The following is a 23,726-nucleotide window of genomic DNA, read 5'->3' on the forward strand; positions in this document are numbered from 1 at the left end:
CTTCGCCGGGTCTAGCGGCGGTGCGTCACGATGCGTCGGCCCGCGGCGGTCAGGATGCGCGATCCGCCGCCGCCATGTGGCGGAGCCAAGCCAGCAGATAGGCAGCCGCAGACAGCAGCGTCAAGATGGCGGTGGCGACGATCATGCCGTTTTCCAGCCAGACCACACGAACCCCGTAGGCCGCCTTGCCGAGCAGGGTCGCGGCGGTGACGATCTGAAAGACGGTGGTCGCCTTGCTGATGAAAAACGGCCGGATCTCGACCGGCCGGCCCATGATCCACGACAGGTTGACCGCCCCGACGATAAGCAGGTCGCGCGCCGTCACCGCGATCACCAGCCACAAGGGCATCAGGCCGGCAAAGAGCAGCGACAGATACACCGCGACCATCAGCGCCTTGTCGGCAATCGGATCGAGATAGGCGCCAAGCTCGCTTTGCATGTCGAACCGCCGGGCGATGTAGCCGTCAATCCCGTCGGAAATGCCGGACAGCACGAACAGCCAGAACGCAGCCGCGAAGAAGCCGTCCGCGATCAGCCAGACGACGACCGGAACCCCGAGCAGACGGGCAATCGTGATGAGATTGGGCAATGTCACCGTCGGCCCTCGACGGAGCTTGTGAACAGGCACCCGGGTTTTTCTTGCATTCGCGACTTTCTGTGTTTGTATGCGCGCCCTGATCAGGGTTTCGGAGACAATAGCATGAGCGAGGCAAGCCCCTCGGGTGGCAACGGCCTGAGCTACGCCGATGCAGGTGTGGATATCGATGCGGGCAACGCCCTCGTCAAGCGGATCAAGCCCCTTGTGAAGGCAACCGCCCGCCCCGGCGCGGACGGAGAGATCGGCGGCTTCGGCGGCGTGTTCGACCTCAAGGCGGCCGGCTTCACCGATCCCGTGCTCGTCGCCGCGAACGACGGCGTCGGCACCAAACTCAAGATTGCTATCGACAGCGCGCAGCACGACACGGTCGGCATCGATCTCGTGGCGATGTGCGTCAACGATCTGGTCGTCCAGGGCGCGGAGCCCTTGTTCTTCCTCGACTATTACGCCTGCGGCGCGCTCGACATCGAGACCGCCGCCGCCGTGGTCGCGGGTATCGCCGAAGGCTGCCGCCGCGCGGGCTGCGCGCTGATCGGCGGCGAGACCGCCGAAATGCCCGGCATGTATGGCGACAAGGACTATGACCTCGCCGGTTTCGCGGTGGGTGCTGCCGAACGCGGCAACCTGCTGCCGCGCGGCGATGCCGCTGCCGGCGACGTGCTTCTTGCGCTCGGGTCCTCCGGCGTCCACTCCAACGGCTATTCGCTGGTGCGCAAGATCGTCGAGCGCTCCGGCCTCGACTGGAGCGCCAATGCGCCCTTTGCGCCCGGCACGAGCCTCGGCGCAGCGCTGATGACGCCGACGCGGATTTACGTGAAGCCGCTGCTTGCCGCCCTGAAGGCCGGCCCGGGCATCAAGGCGCTGGCGCATATCACCGGCGGCGGCCTGCCGGAAAACCTGCCCCGTGTGCTGCCCGACACGCTTGCCGCGCGCATCGACCTCACCGCCCTCTCCGTGCCGCCCGTCTTCGGCTGGCTCGCATCGACCGGCGGCGTCGCCCAGTCGGAAATGCTGCGCACCTTCAACTGCGGCGTCGGCATGGTCGTCGCCGTCTCTGCCGACACCGCCGAGGCGGTCGCCGAGGTGCTTCGCGCCGAAGGCGAGACGGTCAGTCGCATCGGCACGCTCGAGCCCCGCGCCGCCGGGGGCGACGCCGTGATCTTCGACGGGGCCCTGGCACTTTGAGCAAGACCTCCACGCGCCGCCGCACGGCCATTCTGGTCTCCGGGCGCGGTTCCAACATGACGGCCCTGCTCGCGGCCGCTGCCGATCCGGCCTTTCCGGCCCGCATCGACGTGGTGATCGCCAATGTTCCCGGCGCACCGGCGCTGGACAAGGCAGCGGAAGCCGGCGTCGAGGCGCTCACGGTCGATCATCGCGGCGCGGGCGGGCGTCAGGCGTTCGAGGAGCGTCTGGACGCCGAATTGCGGGCCCGCGACATCGAGCTCGTCTGCCTCGCCGGCTTCATGCGCATTCTCACGCCGTGGTTCGTGGACCGCTGGAACGACCGGCTGATCAACATCCATCCGGCGCTGCTGCCGGCCTTCAAGGGTCTCGACACCCACGCCCGTGCGCTTGCTGAGGGCTGCAAGATCCACGGCGCCACGGTGCATTTCGTGCGCTCGGAGATGGACACCGGCCCGGTGATCGCGCAAGGCGCCGTCGCGGTCGGCGACGACGACACGCCCGAGATGCTCGGCGCACGGGTGCTTGAGGTCGAACATGCGATCTATCCGCAGGCGTTGAAGCTTGTGGCATCCGGCGCCTATGAGATCGACGGAATGCGCGTGCGCGCCACCTCTGCCGCCACCCTCTTCCCGGCGGCGCTGATCGTGCCGGCCGGCTGAGACACGCGCTATTCCGCCGCCTGAACCTCGGTTTCCGCGTGATCCAGCGGCCGGCAGTCCGGCTCCGCCATGAGAGCGGCCTGCCACTCGGCGTAGAGACGCTTGCGCCCGCGCGGCGGGCGGGCCTCAAGCACGATCATTTCCAGCATGCGATCGGTCCGGAAATTGCGAAAATCGTTTCTCAGCTCGCACCAGGCCGCCAGCACGCGGGCGCGCTCGAAGAACGCCAGAACAATCGGCCAGATCACCCGGCGCTCCGGCGCGCGTCCGGGAACCTGATACAGGATCTCGACCTTGTATCCCGAGCGCAACGCCTCGCGCAGGCGAACGAGTTCGATCCGGTCGGCCGGCAGAACGCCCGGCGGCGGTGCATAAAGCGGCGCATCGAGAAAGCCGTCGCGCAATCCACCCGGCAGCACGCTGGCGATCTTGGCCACCGCGTCGCGCGCGGTGCGAACGATTGCCGCATCGCCCCGCCCCTCCGCCATGCGCAGGCCGAGCATGACGATCTCCAGTTCCTCCGCGTTGAACATCAGCGGCGGCAGGTCGTAGCCATCCTCAAGCACATAGCCGATGCCGGCTTCGCCCCGCACCGGCACGCCGGAGGCCTGCAACGCGACGATGTCGCGGTAGACAGTGCGCAGCGACACCTCCAGTTCGCTGGCAATGGCGCCGCCGCTCACCGGCCCGCGCGCCCGGCGCATCACCTGGATGATCTGCAGCAGTCTGTCTGCCCTGCGCATCGCTGTTTCTCCCGTCTCACATGCTGACAATATGCTGTCAGCAGCGCCTTGCTACAAGCACCGTCGTGACAACAAACGGAGGTACTTTCGATGCTTGAACTTCTCGATTTTCCGGTGCGGGCCGAAATCCGCAGCCTGTCCCCCTTTGTCTACAAGGCCGAAGCGCTTCTGGCGCTCTGCGGCTGCGACTATCGCAAGGAAGCGGTCGCCGATCTCTCGCTGCTGCCCCATGGCAAGGTGCCCGTGCTCAGGGACGGCGATCTCGTCATTCCCGACAGTTCCCTGATCCAGCGCCATCTGGAACAGCATCACGGCCTTGCCATTGATGCGCAACTGACGGATCTCGAGCGAGCCATGGCGGAAGCCTTCCGCCGTATGGCCGAGGAGCACCTGCGTTGGACGATGGTTTACGCCCGCTGGGTCGACCCCGCCGGCGAGGACGAGATCGTTGCCGCCGCCTTTTCCGACGTGCCGGAAGCCGCGCGCCGGTCCGTTTTCCTCGAGGTGCGCGAACAGGTGCGCCAGTCGCTTCACATGCAGGGGATCGGGCGGCATGCACCGGAAGAGATCTACGCCTTCGGCTGCAAGGACCTCGACGCCATCGCAACCTTTCTCGACGACAAGCCCTTCTTCATGGGAGATCGCCCGACAAGCGTCGACGCCTTCCTCGCGGGACTGCTGATCAACATGCTGACAAGCCGCATCGACACGCCCCTGACGCATCATGCCCAGGCGATCCCCGCCTTCGCGGACTATGTCGTGCGCATCGAGCGCGAGGTGTTCGGACCGCGCGCGATGCTTCCCGCACATCTGGCGGAGGCCGCGGCCGCCTGAGGCTGCTTTAGGCCTTACGCACCCACACCGCGATATCGTGGAACGCGGCGCCGCCGTAAGGCGCGACCGCGTCCGCGCCGGTGAGCGTGTTGATGCCCTTGCGGTCGGGATAGGCCTCGTTCGGCCAGATGCCTTCCGCGATCACCACGCCGGGCTTCAGCCCCTCGGTCACGCGCAGATGCAGCAAGACCGCGCCGCGCGCGTTGCCGATGCGGATCGCATCGCCGTCCCGAAGCCCGAGCGGTGCCGCATCCTCGGGCCGCATCATCAGGTCCGGCCGGCCTTCCTTGTCGCGCGACCCAGCCGTCTCGTTGAAGGTCGAATTCAGGAAGGACCGTGCCGGTGCGGTCACCAGGCGGAACGGGTGGACCGCGTCCGACGCCTCGACCACGGGCCAGAAATCTGGAAGCGCCGGCATCTCCGTCCAGGGACCCATCGGCCCGTTGTTCGGCGCAGGCACGGTCGGCCACTCGGGACGGAAGCGGAACTTGCCGTCCGGCCAGGCGAAGCCCTTGAGGTAGTGCGCGGTCTCGAACTCCGGCTGGCAGTCGACCCAGCGGTCGCGCTCGATTTCCTCCAGCGAGCCGAAATTCGATGCCTTCAGCATCCAGTCGATATGCTCGCGCGCGCTCATCGAAAAGCCCGGGTGGTCCTTCGCGCCAAGCCTGCGCGCCAGGTCGTTCAGCACGACGAGGTTTTCGCGCGTCTCGCCGGGGCCCTCGACGAGCTTTGCCCCCAGCATCAGATACTGGTGCCCGCCGCCCTTGTAGATGTCGTCATGTTCCAGAAACTGCGTGGCCGGCAGGACGATATCAGCCATTTGCGCCGTTTCCGTCATGAACTGCTCATGCACGCAGACGAAAAGATCCTCGCGGGCGAACCCCTGTTTCACCAGTTCCTGCTCGGGTGCGACCGAGACGGGATTGGTGTTCTGGATCAGCATGGCATGCACCGGCGGCCCGCCGCGCAGTGCCTCAGGGTCGCCGGTCAGCACCCGACCGATCTGGCTCTGGTCGAGTTGGCGCACAGAGGAATCGCGCAAGTCGCTCGCCTCGATCATCGACTTGTCGAGCGTGTAGATCGCGCCGTTGTTGTGAAACGCTCCGCCGCCCTCAAGCTGCCAGGCGCCGGTCACCGCCGCGATGCAGGAGGCCGCATGCATGGAGACCGCACCGTTGCGCGAGCGGGTGAAACCGTAGCCGAGGCGGAAGTAGGTCCGCTTCGTCTCGCCGACCATGCGCGCGAAGGTCTCGATTTCCTCGACCGATAGCCCGGTGATCGCCGACGCCCACTCCGGCGTGCGGGTGGCGACATGCGCCTCCAGCTCCGCCGGGCAGTCGGTGAAGCGCTCCAGATAGGCGCGGTCGGCATGGCCGTCGCGGAACAGCACATGCATCGCGGCGCAGGCAAGCGCCGCATCCGTTCCGGGCTTCAGGACAAGCCCGAGGTCAGCCTGCCTCACCGTCTGCGTCGGATAGACGTCGACCGCGATGATCTTCGCGCCGCGCGTCTTGCGGGCGGTCACCGCGTGGGTCATCACGTTGACCTGGGTCGAAACCGGGTTGGTGCCCCAGATCACCACCTGATCGGAGACGGCCATCTCGCGCGGATCGGGACCGGCAAGCTTGCCCGTGCCGGCGATATAGCCGGTCCAGGCCATATTGGTGCAGATCGTGTCGAACTGGAGCGAATAGCCCTTGGCGTGGCGCAGCCGGTGGATGCTGTCGCGCTGCACCAGCCCCATCGTGCCGGCGTAGTGATAGGGCCAGACGCTTTCCGCGCCGTGCTCGGCTTCCGCTTTCAGAAACGCCTCCGCCACGGCGTCGAGCGCCTCGTCCCAGGAGATCTCCTCGAACCGCCCCTCGCCCTTGGCGCCGACCCGGCGCAAGGGCTTCGTCAGCCGGTCGGGGTGATAGAGCCGCTCCGCATAGCGCGCGACCTTGGCGCAGATCACGCCGGCGGTATAGGCGTTGTCGCGCGCGCCGCGCACCCGCCCGATCATGCCGTCCTGCAGCAACTCCACTTCGAGCGCGCAGGTCGAGGGGCAGTCGTGCGGACAGGCGGAGGCCTTGAGGACGGGAGCGTTCATGGGATCGGACTGTTCCGGTTGCCGGGAAGACGGGACTGCAGGGTTTCTGTCGCACGCCGACCTGTCAAGCGCGCTCGCGTCTCGCACAAACGAAAGGACCGGCCAATTGGCCGGTCCTGACGCAGGTCAAATCGACAAGAGGCTAGCCTCAGCCGACGATCTCGGTCTCGGAGAACCAGTAGGCGATCTCCTGGGCAGCCGTCTCGGGCGCATCCGAACCATGCACGGAGTTCTCGCCGATCGACAGCGCGTAGGACTTGCGGATCGTACCCTCGGCCGCATCGGCCGGGTTGGTCGCGCCCATCACTTCGCGGTTCTTGGCAATGGCGTTCTCGCCTTCCAGCACCTGAACGACGGTCGGCGCGGAGGACATGAACTCGACGAGCTCGCCGAAGAACGGACGCTCCTTGTGCACCGCGTAGAAGCCCTCGGCCTCACGCTGCGACATCCACACCCGCTTGGAAGCGACGACGCGCAGGCCGGCTTCTTCCAGCATTGCGGTAATCGCGCCGGTGAGGTTGCGACGCGTTGCGTCGGGCTTGATCATCGAAAAGGTACGCTCGATCGCCATCGTGTTCAGATCCTGTGTTGTTGACGCCGGCAGCCCGTCTCGCGGGTCCGCCAGCCGATTGAATTTCCGTATCCGTGTTTTCGGATGCCGCAGTCGTATAGCCGGGGAAATCGGCCGCCGCAAGGCCGGACCACGCGAGCATTTCCCAAGGGTTCGCATGGCTGCGCCCGCACCCGAATGACACCCCCGGAAAGGCCGGTTTCCCGGTTACCCGGCGGCCGGTGTCTTGCGCGCCGCACCGTTGAAGAGATCGAGGCAGCGCTCGAACCATTCGGCCACCGGCGTATCCGCCTCCAAAAGCGTCAGCGGGCTGCTGACGCGGGCCCACTGCAGGGTTCCGAACAGGCTGTAGTCGCCGTAAAGCGGAGTGTTGCCGCCGATGAACGGCTGCGACCGCAGCATGATGTTCATCGGCATCAGCGCCTTTGCGACTTCCGCCACCCGCGCCTCGCGGTCGCGTTGCACCTCTTCCAGCGTCTGCCCGAACCGGCTTTCCCGCGTTTTGCGGAAATAGGCCTGATCGGCAGGCGCCAGAATGTCGTGGATGTCCTTGACGATCAGCCGCACGATCAAGGCGCTCACCGAGGCGTTGGCCCAACTGTCGATGAACTTCGCCGCCGCCCGTCCGCCCGCGCCGCCGAACAGGCTCGGCTGGTCGGGATAGGTGTCCTCGAGATATTCCGCGATGGCCCAGCTGTCGCAAATCGTGCGCGCGCCATCGACGAGCAACGGCACCGTCTTGCCGGCATCGGGAGCGATCGCGGCGATCTCGGTGAAGGGGCGCGGCGCGGTCTCGAACTCCAGCCCCTTGTGCAGAAGCGCCATTCTGCTGCGCCAGCAAAACGGGCTGAAGGGCCGCGAGGTATCCGTTCCGCACAGCTCGTAGAGAATTCGGGTCAAGGCGACCTCCCCGGTCATGATGGGTTTTCGTGGAGCGGACCCTAGCCGCGGCACCGCGAGGATCCAATCGCGAAATAGCACTCCCGGGACCGCCCGACACGGTCGGTATCGCGGGACGGACGCATTGACTCACTTTGTGAACGCGCGGAATCATTTTGCCAACGCTCAGCCCCACGACACTGAGAACGCGCAGGTTTTGCTCGCAGCCAAACGCCGGACGCGCTATCAATTGACCCCTCGCTTTCGGCGAAACGGACCGATGCGGCCCGTCGCCTTCACATGAAAAACCCGGACCAACCCCTTCGCGCGACTCGACAATTCCGCGCAAGTCGAAAGGGTCCGCACGCCCGAAGAGGATCTCCATGACTTCGACGACCGACACGCTGCTGAATGGCCTGCTCGACTGGGTGCGCATCGAGACGCATACCCCGGACACGGCCGGCCTCAACAGCCTGATGGACCTTGTCGTCGCGCAGGCCGCCGCCTTCGGCGCGACCAGCGAGCGCATTCCGGGCCGGGACGGTCATGGCGATCATCTGATCGTTTATTCGCCCTGGGGCGACCGCGAGACGCCCGGCGTCCTGCTGATGAGCCATCTCGACACCGTCCACCCGAAAGGCACCATCGAGGCGGACCTTCCGATCCGCATCGAGGGCGACGAGGCCTATGGCCCCGGCATCTGCGACATGAAGGGTGGTGCCTACAATGCGCTGGCCGCCCTGCGCGCGGTCGCCGAATCCGGCATCACCCCGCCCCTGCCCGTGCGCATCCTCTACACCTCCGACGAAGAAGTCGGCAGCCCGACCTCGCGCGCGCTGATCGAGGAACAGGGGAAATGGGCAAAATACGCGCTGGTGACGGAGCCTGCCCGCAACGGCGGCCATGTCGTCACCGCGCGCAAGGGCGTCGGCCGCTTCACGCTCAAGGTCGAGGGACGTCCGTCGCACGCCGGCGCGCGCCACTGGCAGGGGCGCAGCGCCGTCACCGAGCTTGCGCATCAGATCATCGCGCTTGAGGCGATGACCGATTACGACCGCGAAATCACCGTGAACGTCGGCCAGATCACCGGCGGCACGGGCACCAATGTGGTGCCCCAGCATGCCAGCGCGGAAATCGACCTGCGCGTACCGACGGCTGAGGCGGCCGAGGAGATGGTCGCGAAGATCAAGGGGCTGACACCGAAGACGCCCGACACGAAGCTGACGATCACCGGCGGTATGAACCGCCCGCCCTTCGAACAGTCGGCGGCGAGCAAGGCACTGTTCGACCATGCGGCGGAACTGGCGGCGGAGATCGGCTTCGAACTGATCGGCGAGACCACTGGCGGTGGATCGGACGGCAACTTCATCGCATCGCACGTCGCGACGCTGGACGGCCTCGGCCCGGACGGCGACGATGTGCACACGCTGAAAGAACGCATCTTCATCTCGTCGCTGGAACCACGCATGCGGCTGATGAAGCGCCTGATCGAAACGCTGACGTGACACGAAAAAGCCGGGCGCGCTCTGCGCCCGGCAGTGGCTGATGACACAGCTCGAAAAGGTGTCATCCCGGGCGCAGCGTGAGCGGAGACCCGGGATCGGAGAGGTACGGCCTCGCGGCTCGCAACTCCTTAAAAAAGATAGGTTTTAGGCTCTCCGATACCGGGTCGCGCTGGCGCTTGCCCGGTATGACGCGGGAGAGCATTCGTATCCTTCGCCATCAGCCTGACGAACACCCGGCAAGCGCCGGGCGCCCTGATTTCACAGAAGATCCCGAAAGACTTCAGTCCGCAATCCGCTTGCCGTCGGCGCCGAAGAAATGCAGGTCCGGCGCCGCGCAGGTGATGTGCACGCGCGCGCCCGTTTCCGGCGCCTGCGCGGATCCCTCGACGCGCACGATCATGGTCTCGCCGTCGATCAGGCGCACATGCGCGAGCGTTTCGGCCCCGAGCGCCTCGGCGATCACCAACTCGCCGGTCATCACCGCCTCAGCCTCGCCGCAGAACGCCAGATGCTCCGGACGCACGCCGACGGTCACGGCGGCTTCGGGCGGGGCGTTCTTCGTTCCGATCTGGCCGAGCAGCCCGCTCTCGCGCAGCCGCTCGACAGAGAGGAAGTTCATCGGCGGGGAGCCGATGAAGCCGCCGACGAAGGTCGAGGCCGGGGTGCGATAGACGTCGAGCGGCGAACCGACCTGCTCGGCGACGCCGCCGTTCATCACGATGATCCGGTCGGCCATGGTCATGGCCTCGACCTGATCGTGCGTGACATAGAGCGACGTGACCCCGAGGCGGCGCTGCAGCGTCTTGATCTCGACCCGCATCTGCACCCTGAGCTTGGCGTCGAGGTTGGACAGCGGCTCGTCGAACAGGAAGACGGCCGGCTCGCGCACGATGGCGCGCCCCATGGCGACGCGCTGGCGCTGGCCGCCGGAGAGCTGGCGCGGCTTGCGGGTGAGATACTCGCCGATTTCCAGGATCTTGGCCGCCGCCTCGACGCGCTCGGCAATCTCCGCCTTGGGCACGCCGGCGATCTTCAGCCCGTAGGCCATGTTGTCGTAGACGCTCATATGCGGATAGAGCGCGTAGTTCTGGAACACCATGGCGATGTCGCGTTCGCGCGGTTCCAGGGTGTTGACCACGCGCCCGCCGATGGAGATCTCGCCGGAGGTGATCGTCTCGAGCCCGGCCACCATGCGCAGCAGCGTGGACTTGCCGCAGCCCGACGGGCCGACGATGACGATCAGCTCGCCATCGGCGATCTCGGCATCGACCCCGTGGATGACCTCGGTCGTCCCGTAGGACTTGCGGACGTTTGAAAACGCGATTTGCGCCATCGGATCCTATTTCTCGCTTTCCACGAGGCCCTTCACGAACAGCCTCTGCATGAAGACGACGACGGCCACGGGCGGCAGCATGGCCATCAGCGTGGTCGCCATGATGACGGGCCAGTCGGCGATGTCGTCGCCGGAGGGAAACATCTGCTTGATGCCCATCACGATGGTGTTCATCTCCGGCTTGGTGGTGATCAGCAGCGGCCAGAGGTACTGGTTCCATCCGTAGATGAAGAGGATCACGAAAAGCGCGGCGATATTGGTCCGCGACATCGGCAGCAGGATGTCGAGGAAGAAGCGGATCGGCCCGGCCCCGTCGACGCGCGCGGCTTCCGCCAGTTCGTCGGGAACGGTGAGAAAGAATTGCCGGAACAGGAAGGTCGCCGTTGCCGAGGCGACCAGCGGCAGGATCAGGCCCGTGTAGGAATTCAGCATCCCGAAGCCGGCAACGACCTCATAGGTCGGCACGATGCGCACTTCCACCGGCAACATCAGCGTCAGGAAGATGAGCCAGAAGAACATCATGCGGAACGGGAAGCGGAAATAGACGATGGCATAGGCGGAGATGATCGAAATCACGATCTTCCCCACCGCGATGCCCATCGCCATGATGCTGGAGTTCAGCAGCATCTGCCAGACCGGGGCGTTGATGCCCTGGGTCAGCGCCGCGGTGTAGTTCTCGATGAAATGCGACCCCGGCAGCAGCGGCATCGGCGGCCGAGCGATTTCCGGCTGCGTCACCGTGGACGCGACGAAGGCCATGTAGATCGGGAAGCAGATGATCGCGATGCCGATCAGCAGTCCGATATGGGTCGCCCAAGTTCCGAGCCCGCGTTTTTCGACCATTCCGCTCATCAGTAGTGCACCTTGCGTTCGATATAGCGGAACTGCACGACCGTGAGCAGCCCGACGAGCACGAGCAGGATCACCGACTGCGCGGCGGAGGAGCCGAGGTCCTGCCCGACAAAGCCGTCCGAAAACACCTTGTAGACAAGGATCGTCGTCGCCTGCTGCGGCCCGCCCGCCGTGATCGTGTGGATCACGCCGAAGGTCTCGAAGAAGGCGTAGACGATGTTGACGACGAGCAGGAAGAAGGTCGTCGGCGACAGCAGCGGAAACACGATGGTCCAGAACCGGCGCGCGAAGCTCGCCCCGTCGATGGCCGCCGCCTCGATCACGCTTTTCGGGATCGCCTGGAGGCCCGCGAGGAAGAACAGGAAATTGTAGCTGATCTGGCGCCAGGAGGAGGCCGCGACGACAAGCCCCATCGCCTCGCCGTCGTTGAGGACGTGGTTCCAGTCGTAGCCGGCCGCCCCCAGGTACCAGGCGACGAGCCCGACATTCGGATTGAACATGAAGAGCCACAACACGCCGGCGACCGCGGGTGCGACCGCATAGGGCCAGACGAGCAACGTCTTGTAGGCGCTGGACCCCTTGATCACCCGGTCGGCCATCACCGCAAGCCAGAGCGCAGCGCCCATGGAGGTGACCGTCACCAGCGTGGAGAACACTACCGTCGTTTTAAAGGACGCGAGATAATAGGGATCGCTCAGCAGGAACTCGAAATTGCCCCAGCCGACGAACTGCGAGCTCAGTCCGAAGGGATCGGGAATGAAGGCCGACTGATAGATCGCCTGACCCGCCGGCCAGAAGAAGAACAGCATGGTGACCACGATCTGCGGCGCGAGCAGCAGATAGGGCAGCAGCCGGTTGTTGAAGACGACGCGTTTTTGCATCTGGCGAGGTACCGTTTCGGCGGTTCTGGGGAACTGGAACAGCTGTGCGGGTGGCCCGGAGTTTCTCCAGACCACCCGCAAGGGTCAGACTGCGGTGCCGCCGGTGACACCACCGGCGGCAGACAGCGTCAGCGGTTGGCCTGCTCGAAGCGGCGCAGAAGCTGGTTGCCACGCTCGACGGCGCTGTCGAGGGCGGTCTTGGCGTCCTTGTCGCCGGCCCACACGGCTTCCAGCTCTTCGTCGATGATGCCGCGGATCTGGTCGAAGTTGCCGAGACGCAGGCCCTTGGAGTTCCCCGTCGGCGCCTTGCCGGTCATCTGGATGATGGCGATGTCGGTGCCCGGGTTTTCCGTGTAGAAGCCCGATGCCTTGGTCTGCTCGTAGGCAGCCGCGGTGATCGGCAGATAGCCGGTGTTCTGGTGCCAGTTGGCCTGGATGTCGGCGGAGGACAGGAAGTTCAGGAACTCGGCGACGCCGGCATATTCCTCGTCTTCATGACCGCTCATCACCCACAGCGACGCACCGCCGATGATGGTGTTCTGCGGCGCGCCCTCGACGCCGGACCAATAGGGCAGCGCGCGGATGTCGAAGGCGAACTCGGCCTCGGCCTTCACACCGGCATAGCCGGCGGAGGATTCGGTGAAGAACGCGCATTCGCCAGAGCGGAACCGTGCACCACCCTCGTTGCGACGGCCGGCGTAGATGAACTTTCCGTCCTTCGCCCATTCACCCATCGCGGAGATATGCGCGACCTGGACCGGGCCGTTGAAGGCAAGCTCAGTGTCGGTGCCGGCAAAGCCGTTCTCCTTCGTGGCGAAGGGAACGTTGTGATAGGCGGAGAGGTTCTCCAGATGCACCCAGCTCTGCCAGGCGGTCGTCAGCGGACAGGACGAGCCGTTCTCCTTCAGGGCGTCGAGCGCGGTGCCGACCTGCTCCCAGGTGGAGAGATCCATGTCCGGATCGAGGCCGGCGGCCTCCAGTGCGTCGCGGTTCACATAGAGCACCGGCGTGGAGGAATTGTACGGCAGCGACAGCATCTCGCCGTCGGTCGTGGTGTAATAGCCCTTCACCGCGGCCAGATAGGCATCCGCATCGAACGGCTTGCCGGTGTTTTCCATCAGCTCGTAGACCGGCACGATGGCGCCCTTGGCGGACATCATGGTCGCCGTGCCGACTTCGAAGACCTGGAGGATATGCGGCTGCTCGCCGGCGCGGAAGGCGGCGATGCCGGCGTTCAGCGTCTCGGAGTAGTTGCCCTTGTGCGACGCCACGACGACATAATTGTCCTGCGAGGCGTTGAACTTCTCGACCTGTTCGGCGAGCAGCTCGCCCAGGCGGCCGGTGAAGGCATGCCACCACTGGATTTCGGTCGCGGCGAAGGACGCCGTCGTGCTTCCGGCCAGGATCGTCGCGGCGACAAGCCCGGCGAGTGTCTTGCGATAAGCCATTGTGTTTGCTCCCTTAGCCGGGCCTTGGCCCGACGTGCGGTTGAGGAACGGCAGGCGGGCCGCGATGGCCACACCGAACGAAACGTCCGCTTTTCGTATTGTTTTCATATGAACGATAAATGTCGCTCACATGAACATTAAGCGACAGTTCCATGACGGGTGCAAGCCCTGAGCGCAATCCGTGCCCAACTGTCTTTCCAAATTGCGACGGCCTCGCCCCGATTGTCATGAAACCGCTGCATGGCGGCGATAGGATTTGAGCACGTGTCGCGCGATAGCCGGCACAAGCGACTGATCTTTTTGAATCTATTTGGCCGTTGCCGGCGCGCTGCAGTTCCGGCGCATTCGTCGGGATTTTCAGACGCCGCAGCGCGCATCCGGCTGAAATGAGGGAGACTTCCGCTGATGACCACCAACAAGTTCAACGATGGCTTCGGAAACAAGGCGGAAGCCTTCGAAGAGGCCGACAATGCCGTGTTGAGCCCGAAAACCGCGCGCACCTTCGGCGACATCGTCAACCGGCGTTACGGCCGGCGCGACGTGCTGCGCGGCGCGCTCGGCGTCACCGCAGTGACGGCACTCTTCGGCACCACGGCCCTCACCGCCGCAACACAGGCCCGCGCCGCCACGCCGGCCTTCGCCTTCCCCGAACTGGAGAGCGGCAACGACACGCGGCATCACATCGCCGAGGGCTATGACGCGGATGTCCTCATCCGCTGGGGCGACCCGATCTTCCCCGATGTCGGCCCGTTCGATCCGCAAGCCCAGTCGGCGGACGACCAGCTCAAGCGCTTCGGCTACAACAATGATTACGTCGGCTTCGTGCCGCTCGCCGAAGACGGATCGCACGGCCTGCTTTGCGTGAACCACGAGTACACCAACGAGGAAGTCATGTTCCCCGGCATCGGCCGGCAGGACAAGAAAGACTTCGCCGACATGACGCGGGAGCTGGTCGACATCGAGATGGCCGCGCACGGCGGATCGGTGTTCGAGATCGCGCGCGGCGCCGACGGCAAATGGTCCGTTGTCCTCGACAGCCCCTACAACCGTCGGATCACCGCGCTTGAAACCGAGATGATCGTCGACGGTCCGGCCGCCGGTCACGACCGCATGAAGACCGCGGCCGATCCGGACGGCACCCGGGTGATCGGCACGCTCAACAATTGCGCGGGCGGCATCACCCCCTGGGGCACCTATCTGATGGCCGAGGAAAACTTCCATGGCTATTTCTGGACCGACACTCTCGACGCCGACGGCAAGCCGGTGCTCGACCGCGCCGATGCCGAAAGCCTGAAGCGCTACGGCGCGCCGGGCCGTTGGTACAACTGGGGCCAGCATCACGAACGCTTCAACATCGATGTGGAGCCGAACGAGGTGAACCGCTTCGGCTGGATCGTCGAGGTCGACCCGATGGACCCGGCCTCCACGCCCGTGAAGCACACCGCGCTCGGCCGCTTCCGTCATGAAGGCTCGGAATCGATCGTCAACGCGGACGGCCGCGTGGTGGTCTACACCGGCGACGATGCCCGCTTCGACTATGTCTACAAGTTCGTGTCCGCCGGCACCGTCTCCGACGACCGCGCCGCCAACATGAAACTGCTGTCGGAGGGAACGCTTTATGTCGGCCGGTTCAACGAGGACGGCTCGCTCGACTGGCTGCCGCTCGTGCATGGCGCGGGACCGCTGACGGCGGAAAACGGCTTTGAGAGCCAGGCCGACGTTCTCATCGATGCCCGTCTTGCCGCCGACGCGCTCGGGGCAACGCCGATGGACCGTCCGGAGGACGTGCAGCCCGGACCGGACGGCAAGGTCTACATGATGCTGACCAACAACACCCGCCGCAAGGAAGGCCAGGAGGACGCGGCCAATCCGCGCGCGGACAATGCCTTCGGCCATATCGTCGAAATGATCGCGCCCGACGGCGACCATGCCGCGACGACCTACGCCTGGAACATTCTGGTGAAATGCGGCGACCCGGCGGTTGCCGAGGTCGGTGCGCAATGGGGGCCGGAGACCTCCGAGCACGGCTGGTTCGCCTCCCCCGACAATTGCGCCATCGACGCGGACGGCCGGCTGTGGATTTCCACCGACCAGGGATCGAACTGGGCCAAGACCGGCAAGTCCGACGGCCTCTATGCGCTGGAGACGGAGGGCGCGCTGCGCGGCTCGTCGAAGCTCTTCTTCCGCTGCCCCGTCGGCGGCGAGCTCTGCGGGCCCTATTTCACGCCGGACCAGACGACGCTCTTCCTCGCCGTTCAGCATCCTGGAACGGACGGGACGAAGAATTTCGCCGGCTTCGAGCGCAACTCGACCTTCGAGGACCCCGCGACCCGCTGGCCGGACTTCCAGGACGGCATGCCGCCGCGCCCCTCCGTGGTCGTGGTGACCAAACAGGGCGGCGGCAGGATCGCCGTATAGTCTTACGCCCGATGGACCCGCCGGTTTGCCGGCGGGTCCGTCATTTGCCGGCAAGTTAACCAGCACCATCAGCGTCAAGCGGATTCACGACTTATCCCGATGATTCACGGACCGTGAATCATCGGCGCGATTCCTTGGCGCTCCCCTTGTCTCTCCTGCCCTCGCCCGGTACGACAAAGGCCTTGCGAGGGGATGAGACATGAAGGGCACGGCACCGGCGAACGATACGAACGCCGCGGTACAGATGCGCGTGGCGCCGCACAACGCGGAGGCCGAACGCCAGCTTCTCGGCGCCATCATCGTCAACAACGAGACCTACTATCGCGTCTCCGACTTTCTCGAGCCCGGCCATTTCTTCATCGCGCCGCACCGGGAGGTCTACGAGAAGGCCGGCCAGCTCATCCGCGCCGGCAAGGTCGCCTCGCCGATCACGCTGAAGACCTTCTTCGCCCAGGACGCGAAGATCGCCGACATGTCGGCCGCGCAATACATTCTCCGCCTCGCCGCCGACGCCGCCTCCATCATCAACGCCGAGGACTATGGCCGCGCGATCTACGATCTGGCGATCCGGCGGAACCTGATCCGCATCGGCGAGGACATGGTCAACATCGCCTTCGACGCGCCGATCGACATGCCGCCCGGGGCCCAGATCGACGACGCCGAGCGCCGGCTGTTCGAACTGGCGGAAAAGGGCAGCTCCAACGCCGGCTTCGTCTCCTTCGGCGACGCGCTGACATCGACCATCGAAATGGCGGCCGCCGCCTATCAGCGCGAGGGCGCGCTTTCGGGCCTTGCCAGCGGCTTGCGCGATCTCGACAGCCTGATGGGCGGCCTTCAGCATTCGGACCTGATCGTGCTCGCAGGCCGCCCGGCCATGGGCAAGACCTCGCTTGCCACCAACATCGCCTACAACGTGGCTGAGGCCTATCAGGCCGAGGAGCAGCCCGACGGCACGATGAAGACGATCAACGGCGGCGTCGTCGGCTTCTTCTCTCTTGAGATGTCGGCGGAACAGCTCGCCACGCGTATCATTTCCGAGCAGACCGAGATTTCCTCGTCCAAGATCCGGCGCGGCGACATCTCCGAACATGACTTCGAAAAGCTCGCGGCCGCCGCCCAGACGATGCAGAGCGTGCCGCTGCATGTCGACCAGACCGGCGGTATCTCGATCTCGCAGCTTGTCGCGCGCGCCCGGCGGCTGAAGCGCCAGCGCGGCCTCGACCTGCTGATCGTCGACTACATCCAGCTGCTGACCGGTTCGAGCAAGAACCAGGGCAACCGCGTTCAGGAAATCACCGAGATCACCACGGGCCTGAAGGCGCTCGCCAAGGAACTCAACGTCCCGATCATCGCGCTCTCCCAGCTCTCTCGACAGGTCGAATCGCGCGACGACAAGCGCCCGATCCTCTCCGACCTTCGCGAATCCGGCTCCATCGAGCAGGACGCCGACGTTGTGATGTTCGTGTTCCGCGAGGAATATTATCTCGCCAAGGCCATCGGCCAGGAGGCGACGCCGGAGGACATGGAAAAGCTCGACCGGGTGCGAAACCGCGCCGAGGTGATCATCGCCAAGCAGCGTCACGGCCCGACCGGCACCGCGCACCTGCATTTCCAGGGCGAATTCACCCGCTTCTCCGACCTCGCCGACCCGGACCGCTTCCCCGAACCGCACGACTAGCACGGGGCATCCTGGCCGCGCACGCTTGACCTGCACGCCGGCGCGCGTGCAAATGCGGTGCATGTGCGCCGGAACAGGCCGCAGGCTCGCCGCTCACCGCCCCGCAGGCGATCCATGACCGCCGCGGCGAGAGCCGAGACAGAGGCTCGCCGCCTCTCAAACACGCGCGATGGACCAGGACGGATTTGACCGAACACCCCTCCCCCGAAGATGCAGCAAACAGCGCCGATCTCCCCGGCGACGGCGGACGCATCACCATCGATCTCGACGCGCTCGCCGCCAACTGGCAGGCGCTCGATGCACGGCTGAGCGACGATGCGGAATGCGGCGCGGCCGTGAAGGCCGATTGCTACGGCCTTGGCTCGGATGAAGGCCTCGCCGCACTGTGGACGGCCGGCTGCCGGACGTTCTTCGTCGCGACGCCCCAGGAAGGCCAGGCAACGCGCGCGCGGCTTCCCGACGCTACGATCTACATTCTCAACGGCCTCTATCCGGGCGCGGCGGACTTCTACGCCGGCCACGGACTTCGTCCGGTGCTCGGCTCCCCGGAAGAGGTCGCGGAATGGCGCGGCTTCATCGCCGGCCAGAGCGCTCCCCCGCCGGCCGGCCTCCATGTCGACACCGGGATCAGCCGGCTCGGCCTGTCGCTCGACGAGGCGCGGGCAATCGCGGCGGACCCGTCGTGCGGTTTCGCGCCCGACATGGTGATGTCGCACATGGCCTGTGCCGATATGCCGGACCATCCGATGAACGGGCAACAGCTCGGCCGCTTCCGCGAGGCATGCGCGCTCTTTCCCGATGCCCGTCGGTCGCTGGCGAACTCCGCCTCCATCTTTCTGGATCGCGACTATCATTTCGATCTCGCCCGGCCCGGCATCACGCTCTACGGCGCCAGGGCCTCGCAACTGCCGCAGGCGCGCCTGCGCCCGGTGGTGACGCTGGAAAGCCGCATCCTGCAGATCCACGAGCTGAAGCGCGGCGAGACCATCGGCTACGGCGCGACCTTTACCGCCCCCGCCGACATGCGCGTCGCCATGGTCGCTGCCGGCTATGCCGACGGCTACCTGCGCGCCTCCGGCTCCACGGACGAAAAACGCGGCGCCGATGCCTGGATTGCCGGCTACCGCCTGCCGATCCTCGGCCGGGTCTCCATGGACATGTCCGCCTTCGACGTCAGCGCCGTCCCGCCGGACGTGGCGCAGCGCGGCGATTTCGTGGAGCTGTTCGGGGCCAACATCCCGATCGACGAGACCGCCGCCTGCGCCGGTACCATCGGATATGAGCTTTTGACGGGCCTCGGCCGGCGGTTTTCGCGGCGCTATCTCCCGGTTCGATCCGCAAGAGGCACCGGCTGATGGCCAAGCGCTCGACATCCTTCGTCTGCCAGTCCTGCGGAGCGGTTGCCGCCAAATGGGCCGGGCGCTGCGACAGTTGCGGCGACTGGAACAGTCTGGTGGAGGAACGCACCGGCGCCGGCGTCGGCGGCTCTCCGGCGCCTGTGAACCGGCGCAAGGGCCGGGTCGTGCCGCTGGTCGGCCTTTCGGGAGAAAGCGAGGCGCCGCCGAGGATCGAGACGCGGGTCGGCGAACTCGACCGCGTCACCGGCGGCGGCTTCGTGCGCGGTTCCGCGCTTCTGGTCGGCGGCGATCCGGGTATCGGCAAGTCGACGCTGCTTATCCAGGCGGCGGCAGCCGTTGCCCGCGGCGGTCATCGCGCGGTCTATATTTCCGGCGAGGAGGCGATTGATCAGGTGCGCCTGCGCGCGGCGCGCCTCGGGCTGACCGACGCGCCGGTCGGTCTGGCCGCCGAAACCAGCGTCGAGGACATTCTGGCAACACTGACCGACGGCCCCGCGCCGGCGCTGGTGATCATCGATTCCATCCAGACGCTCTGGACGGAAACGGTGGAATCGACGCCTGGAACGGTGACGCAGGTGCGCGCCTCGGCGCAGGCGCTGGTGCGCTACGCCAAATCGAGCGGCGCCACCGTCATTCTCGTCGGCCATGTCACCAAGGACGGGCAGATCGCGGGTCCCCGCGTCGTCGAGCACATGGTCGACGCGGTGCTCTATTTCGAGGGCGACGGCGCGCATCAGTACCGCATCCTTCGCTCGGTCAAGAACCGCTTCGGCGCCACCGACGAGATCGGCGTCTTCGAGATGACCGACAAGGGCCTGAGCGAGGTCGCCAACCCCTCCGCGCTCTTCATCGGAGAACGCTCCGGCCGCACGCCAGGCTCGGCGGTCTTCGCGGGGCTCGAGGGCACCCGCCCGCTGTTGATCGAGATCCAGGCGCTGGTCGCCCCCTCGCCGCTCGGCACCCCGCGCCGGGCCGTGATCGGCTGGGACAGCGCGCGGCTGTCGATGATCCTGGCGGTGCTCGAGGCGCGCTGCGGCGTGCGTTTCGCGCAAAACGACGTCTATCTGAATGTCGCGGGCGGACTGCGCGTCACCGAGACCGGCGCCGATCTCGCGGTTGCCGCAGCACTTGTCTCCTCGCTCAGCGGGGTTGCCCTGCCCGCCGATTGCGTCTATTTCGGCGAGATCAGTCTGTCGGGTGCCGTACGGGCCGTCTCCCAGGCGCAAAATCGCCTCAAGGAAGCCCAGAAACTCGGCTTTACCGCAGCCTTCGTTCCGGACGCCAATCTGGCGGACGGCAAGGGCGAGACCGGCGAGGTCACCGGACTGTCGGAACTCGCCGATCTGGTGGCACGCGTTGCCTCCGGTGCCGGTTCGAGCGACAGCGACGGGTAACCGGAGCGCAAGCGCCTGTAACGGGCGCGAGAAGACCGGGGTGACGCGCGTATCCGTCCTTGCGCGGATGCAGGCGCCGTGACAGGAAAGCGAACGTATGGCGGCTCCCCGCCGAGCCGCGCGAATCGCGATCTTTGGAGTAGACTTTCCGCGCAGGACCCACGCGGACGACTGGGTCCAACATGCCATATGGGCTGCGATCAGGGACAGTGCCGAGCAATGCCGATCACCATTCTTGACGGAATTCTTCTCGTCATCATGTTCTTGTCCGCGATCCTCGCGATGATCCGCGGCTTCGTGCGCGAGGTGCTGTCGATCGCGTCCTGGGTCGCGGCCGCTGTCGCCGCGTTCCTGCTCTACAAGCAGGTGCTGCCCTTCGTGCAGCAATATATCGCGCAGGAAAGCGTCGCCCTCGGCGTCTCGGTCGCTGGCGTCTTCCTGATCACGCTGATCGTGGTGAGCTACATCACCATGCGCATTTCGGATTTCGTTCTCGACAGCCGCATCGGCGCGCTGGACCGGTCGCTCGGCTTCGTCTTCGGCGCCCTGCGCGGGCTGTTGCTTGTTGTCGTCGCCATGCTGTTCTTCAACTGGTTCGTCCCGGCGCAGGAACAGCCGGGCTGGATCGCCGGCGCCAAGTCGAAGCCGATGCTCGATTCGATCGGCAACCGTCTCGTAGCGGCCCTTCCCGATGACCCGGAAGAAGCGATCCTCAACCGCATCCGCAACGGCGGGGGAGCCTCCGGGGACGGGGTCGCACCGCAGAGCCAGACAGCCCCGGCCGAGGAGCAGGGATATTCCGACACCGAACGGCGCGGGCTCGAGCAGTTGACGACCTCCGGCTCGTCCACCAACTGAGGGGCAAGAGCGGCCGCCGCGCAGGCGCCGCCAAGTCGCCGTTTGCGATTGAACGGGATCAACAGACATCCGGGCGCCCGCTTGCGTGGCGCCGGCAAAGGGTTCACGCTGCCGGGCGCTGACGTTCCGGCGCGGGCGTGACAATCAGGAGCAGGACGATGGCCGGCAACACCACGCTGGAATTTACTCGCGAAGAGCTGGACGGCGATACGCTGCGCGAAGAGTGCGGCGTCTTCGGCATTCTTGGGCATGACGATGCGGCCGCGATCACCGCTCTCGGCCTTCATGCGCTGCAGCACCGGGGGCAGGAAGCCGCCGGCATCGTCACCTTCGACGGCAGCCAGTTCCGCTCGGAGCGCCATCAGGGCCTCGTCGGCGACCATTTCTCCGACGCCGAGACGATCGGGCGCCTGACCGGCCCCTATGCGATCGGCCACGTGCGCTACTCCACCTCCGGCGAGACGATCCTGCGCAACGTGCAGCCGCTCTTCGCCGAACTCGACGGCGGCGGCATCGCCGTTTGCCACAACGGCCATTTCACCAACGCCATGACGTTGCGCCGCGCCCTGATCAAGGACGGCGCGATCTGCCAGTCGACATCGGATTCCGAGGTCGTGCTGCAGCTCGTCGCACGCTCGCGCAAGGGCAAGATCGTCGACCGCTTCATCGACGCGATCCTGCAGATGGAAGGTGCCTATTCGCTGGTCGCCCTCACCCGCAAGAAGCTGATCGGCGCGCGCGATCCCTTCGGCATCCGGCCGCTGGTGCTCGGCGATCTCAACGGCGCCCCGATCCTGGCGTCCGAGACCTGCGCCCTCGACATCATCGGCGCCAAGTTCATCCGCGAGGTCGAGAACGGCGAAGTGGTGGTCTGCACGCCGAGCGGCATCGAGAGCCACTTCCCCTTCGGCCGGCGCCCGGCCCGGCCCTGCATCTTCGAATACGTCTATTTCTCGCGCCCCGACTCGATCCTCGGCGGGCGCAGCGTCTACAATGTGCGCAAGGACTTCGGCCGCCAGCTCGCGCTTGAATCGGCCGTGGATGCCGATGTGGTCGTGCCCGTGCCGGACTCCGGCGTTCCGGCCGCGCTCGGCTACGCAGAAGCCTCGGGCGTTCCCTTCGAGCTCGGGATCATCCGCAACCACTATGTCGGCCGCACCTTCATCGAGCCGACCCAGCAGATCCGCACCCTGGGCGTCAAGCTCAAGCACTCCGCCAACCGCGCCCAGATCGAGGGCAAGCGCGTGGTGCTGATCGACGACAGTCTGGTGCGCGGCACCACCTCGGTGAAGATCGTGCAGATGATCCGCGAGGCCGGCGCCCGCGAGGTGCACTTCCGCCTCGCCTCGCCGCCGATCCGCTATTCCGACTACTACGGCATCGACACGCCGGTGCGCGAAAAGCTCCTCGCCGCCAAATACAGCCTTGAGGAAATGCGCAATTACATCGGCGCCGACAGCCTCGCCTTCCTCTCCGTGGAGGGGATCTACAAGGCCATCGGCTACGAGGGACGCGACGCGGAAAACCCGCAGTTCACGGATCATTGCTTCACCGGCGACTATCCGACGCCGCTGACCGACATGGCCGAAGACGATGACGTGTCGCACATGCCGCGCCTGGTCGAAGTGGGATAATCACGCATGCAGAAACGATTTGAGGGACGCGTCGCCGTCGTCACCGGCGCCTCGCGCGGCATCGGCTATCATGCCGCCAAGGCGCTGGCCGCCGAAGGCGCGCATGTGATCGCCATCGCCCGCACGGTCGGCGGCCTGGAGGAACTCGACGACGAGATCCGCAGCGCCGGCGGCCAGGCAACGCTGGTGCCGGTCGACCTGACCGACTTCGACGCGATCGACCGTCTCGGCGCTGCCATTTACGAGCGCTGGAAAAAGCTCGACGTGCTGATCGCCAATGCCGGCATTCTTGGCGGTCTCTCGCCGCTCGGACACGTGAAGCCCAAGACCTGGGACAAGGTGATGGCGGTGAACGTCACGGCAAACTGGCGGCTGCTGCGCTCGCTCGACCCGCTGCTGCGCCAGTCGGACGCCGGCCGCGTCGTTGTCCTCACCTCGGACGCCGCGCATAGCTGCAAGGCCTATTGGGGGCCCTATGCCGTCTCAAAGGCTGCCGTGGAAACGCTGTTGCGCACCTATGTCGCCGAAACCCGCCAGACGCCGATTACGGGCATGCTGGTCAATCCGGGCCCCATGCGCACCGCCTTGCGTGCCGAGGCAATGCCCGGCGAAGACGCCGCCTCCCTCGCCCACCCAAGCGAACTGGCTCCTTGCCTGCTTGATCTGGCGGCGCCGGAAAACAAGGATAGCGGCCTCCTTTATGACTTTCCGTCGAAGGAGTTACGAAGCTTCTTTCAAGTAACGTCATAACAGCAAAGGCCCTGACGCAGCGAAATGCATCAGGGCCTTTCTGTCAATTATACGGA

20 protein-coding genes are annotated in these 23,726 nt (G+C 65.9%); 11 read left to right on the forward strand and 9 right to left on the reverse strand.

Features of this window, described 5'->3' with window-relative positions; translation table 11 throughout:
- Positions 1-49 precede the first annotated feature (49 nt).
- Positions 50-595, reverse strand: coding sequence for a CDP-alcohol phosphatidyltransferase family protein (locus tag LC092_RS06135; RefSeq protein WP_224805557.1), 546 nt, complete (start codon positions 593-595; stop codon positions 50-52).
- A 105-nt stretch (positions 596-700) separates the two neighbouring features.
- Between LC092_RS06135 and purM the strand changes: the two genes are divergently transcribed.
- Together purM and purN are read left to right on the forward strand one after the other, a co-directional pair.
- Positions 701-1,783: a phosphoribosylformylglycinamidine cyclo-ligase gene (purM, locus tag LC092_RS06140; protein ID WP_224805558.1), complete on the forward strand. Its 1,083-nt coding sequence runs from the start codon at positions 701-703 to the stop codon at positions 1,781-1,783.
- A complete protein-coding gene (gene purN / locus LC092_RS06145; RefSeq protein WP_224805559.1) occupies positions 1,780-2,445 on the forward strand; it encodes a phosphoribosylglycinamide formyltransferase in 666 nt (221 codons plus the stop codon). Before purM ends, purN begins: the two co-directional genes overlap by 4 nt.
- An 8-nt stretch (positions 2,446-2,453) precedes the next feature.
- On the opposite strand, the gene LC092_RS06150 is transcribed toward purN, so the two are convergent.
- Positions 2,454-3,188 (reverse strand): helix-turn-helix transcriptional regulator, encoded by a 735-nt coding sequence (locus tag LC092_RS06150; protein WP_224805560.1) that lies wholly within the window; start codon positions 3,186-3,188, stop codon positions 2,454-2,456.
- A 90-nt stretch (positions 3,189-3,278) separates the two neighbouring features.
- Between LC092_RS06150 and LC092_RS06155 the strand changes: the two genes are divergently transcribed.
- Positions 3,279-4,022 carry a glutathione S-transferase family protein gene (locus LC092_RS06155; RefSeq protein ID WP_224805561.1) on the forward strand — a complete coding sequence of 248 codons (744 nt, stop codon included), beginning with the start codon at positions 3,279-3,281 and terminating at the stop codon, positions 4,020-4,022.
- Positions 4,023-4,029: 7 nt separating this feature from the next.
- Here the strand turns inward: LC092_RS06155 and LC092_RS06160 are convergent, their stop codons facing one another.
- The 3 genes from LC092_RS06160 to LC092_RS06170 all read right to left on the reverse strand — a co-directional run bounded on the left by LC092_RS06160 (position 4,030) and on the right by LC092_RS06170 (position 7,582).
- The gene (locus LC092_RS06160; protein ID WP_224805562.1) at positions 4,030-6,111 is read right to left on the reverse strand and encodes a molybdopterin-dependent oxidoreductase; all 2,082 of its coding nucleotides are present in this window, start codon (positions 6,109-6,111) and stop codon (positions 4,030-4,032) included.
- Positions 6,112-6,259: 148 nt separating this feature from the next.
- Positions 6,260-6,682: a nucleoside-diphosphate kinase gene (gene ndk / locus LC092_RS06165; protein ID WP_224805563.1), complete on the reverse strand. Its 423-nt coding sequence runs from the start codon at positions 6,680-6,682 to the stop codon at positions 6,260-6,262.
- Positions 6,683-6,889: 207 nt separating this feature from the next.
- Positions 6,890-7,582, reverse strand: a complete 693-nt coding sequence (locus tag LC092_RS06170) for a glutathione S-transferase family protein (RefSeq protein ID WP_224805564.1) — start codon at positions 7,580-7,582, stop codon at positions 6,890-6,892.
- 362 nt (positions 7,583-7,944) lie between these two features.
- Between LC092_RS06170 and LC092_RS06175 the strand changes: the two genes are divergently transcribed.
- Complete coding sequence (locus LC092_RS06175) at positions 7,945-9,066, forward strand: M20 family metallopeptidase (protein ID WP_224805565.1); 1,122 nt, start codon at positions 7,945-7,947, stop codon at positions 9,064-9,066.
- A gap of 280 nt (positions 9,067-9,346) precedes the next feature.
- Here the strand turns inward: LC092_RS06175 and LC092_RS06180 are convergent, their stop codons facing one another.
- From LC092_RS06180 to ugpB, 4 genes are all read right to left on the reverse strand, one after another.
- Positions 9,347-10,399, reverse strand: a complete 1,053-nt coding sequence (locus tag LC092_RS06180; RefSeq protein WP_224805566.1) for a sn-glycerol-3-phosphate import ATP-binding protein UgpC — start codon at positions 10,397-10,399, stop codon at positions 9,347-9,349.
- Positions 10,400-10,405: 6 nt separating this feature from the next.
- Entirely contained in the window at positions 10,406-11,242 is an 837-nt protein-coding gene (ugpE, locus tag LC092_RS06185) for a sn-glycerol-3-phosphate ABC transporter permease UgpE (RefSeq protein ID WP_224805615.1), read from the reverse strand.
- Positions 11,243-11,250: 8 nt separating this feature from the next.
- Complete coding sequence (gene ugpA / locus LC092_RS06190; protein WP_224805567.1) at positions 11,251-12,132, reverse strand: sn-glycerol-3-phosphate ABC transporter permease UgpA; 882 nt, start codon at positions 12,130-12,132, stop codon at positions 11,251-11,253.
- A gap of 128 nt (positions 12,133-12,260) precedes the next feature.
- On the reverse strand, positions 12,261-13,580 hold the full coding sequence (gene ugpB / locus LC092_RS06195) for a sn-glycerol-3-phosphate ABC transporter substrate-binding protein UgpB (RefSeq protein WP_224805568.1): 1,320 nt from the start codon (positions 13,578-13,580) through the stop codon (positions 12,261-12,263).
- Between the two features lie 405 nt (positions 13,581-13,985).
- Here ugpB and LC092_RS06200 point away from each other — a divergent pair, with 405 nt between their 5' ends.
- The 7 genes from LC092_RS06200 (at position 13,986) to LC092_RS06230 (ending at position 23,670) form a co-directional block, all read left to right on the forward strand.
- Complete coding sequence (locus LC092_RS06200) at positions 13,986-15,998, forward strand: PhoX family protein (RefSeq protein ID WP_224805569.1); 2,013 nt, start codon at positions 13,986-13,988, stop codon at positions 15,996-15,998.
- 199 nt (positions 15,999-16,197) lie between these two features.
- Positions 16,198-17,676 (forward strand): replicative DNA helicase, encoded by a 1,479-nt coding sequence (locus LC092_RS06205; protein WP_224805570.1) that lies wholly within the window; start codon positions 16,198-16,200, stop codon positions 17,674-17,676.
- Between the two features lie 185 nt (positions 17,677-17,861).
- A complete protein-coding gene (gene alr, locus LC092_RS06210; protein ID WP_224805571.1) occupies positions 17,862-19,031 on the forward strand; it encodes an alanine racemase in 1,170 nt (389 codons plus the stop codon).
- Positions 19,031-20,428 (forward strand): DNA repair protein RadA, encoded by a 1,398-nt coding sequence (radA, locus tag LC092_RS06215; RefSeq protein WP_224805572.1) that lies wholly within the window; start codon positions 19,031-19,033, stop codon positions 20,426-20,428. Before alr ends, radA begins: the two co-directional genes overlap by 1 nt.
- Positions 20,429-20,647: 219 nt before the next feature.
- Positions 20,648-21,286 (forward strand): CvpA family protein, encoded by a 639-nt coding sequence (locus LC092_RS06220; RefSeq protein WP_224805573.1) that lies wholly within the window; start codon positions 20,648-20,650, stop codon positions 21,284-21,286.
- Positions 21,287-21,444: 158 nt separating this feature from the next.
- Positions 21,445-22,920 (forward strand): amidophosphoribosyltransferase, encoded by a 1,476-nt coding sequence (purF, locus tag LC092_RS06225; RefSeq protein ID WP_224805574.1) that lies wholly within the window; start codon positions 21,445-21,447, stop codon positions 22,918-22,920.
- Between the two features lie 6 nt (positions 22,921-22,926).
- Positions 22,927-23,670, forward strand: a complete 744-nt coding sequence (locus LC092_RS06230) for an SDR family NAD(P)-dependent oxidoreductase (protein ID WP_224805575.1) — start codon at positions 22,927-22,929, stop codon at positions 23,668-23,670.
- Positions 23,671-23,726: the final 56 nt, after the last annotated feature.

It is taken from the genome of Stappia stellulata (assembly GCF_020176715.1).
Lineage (GTDB): Bacteria > Pseudomonadota > Alphaproteobacteria > Rhizobiales > Stappiaceae > Stappia.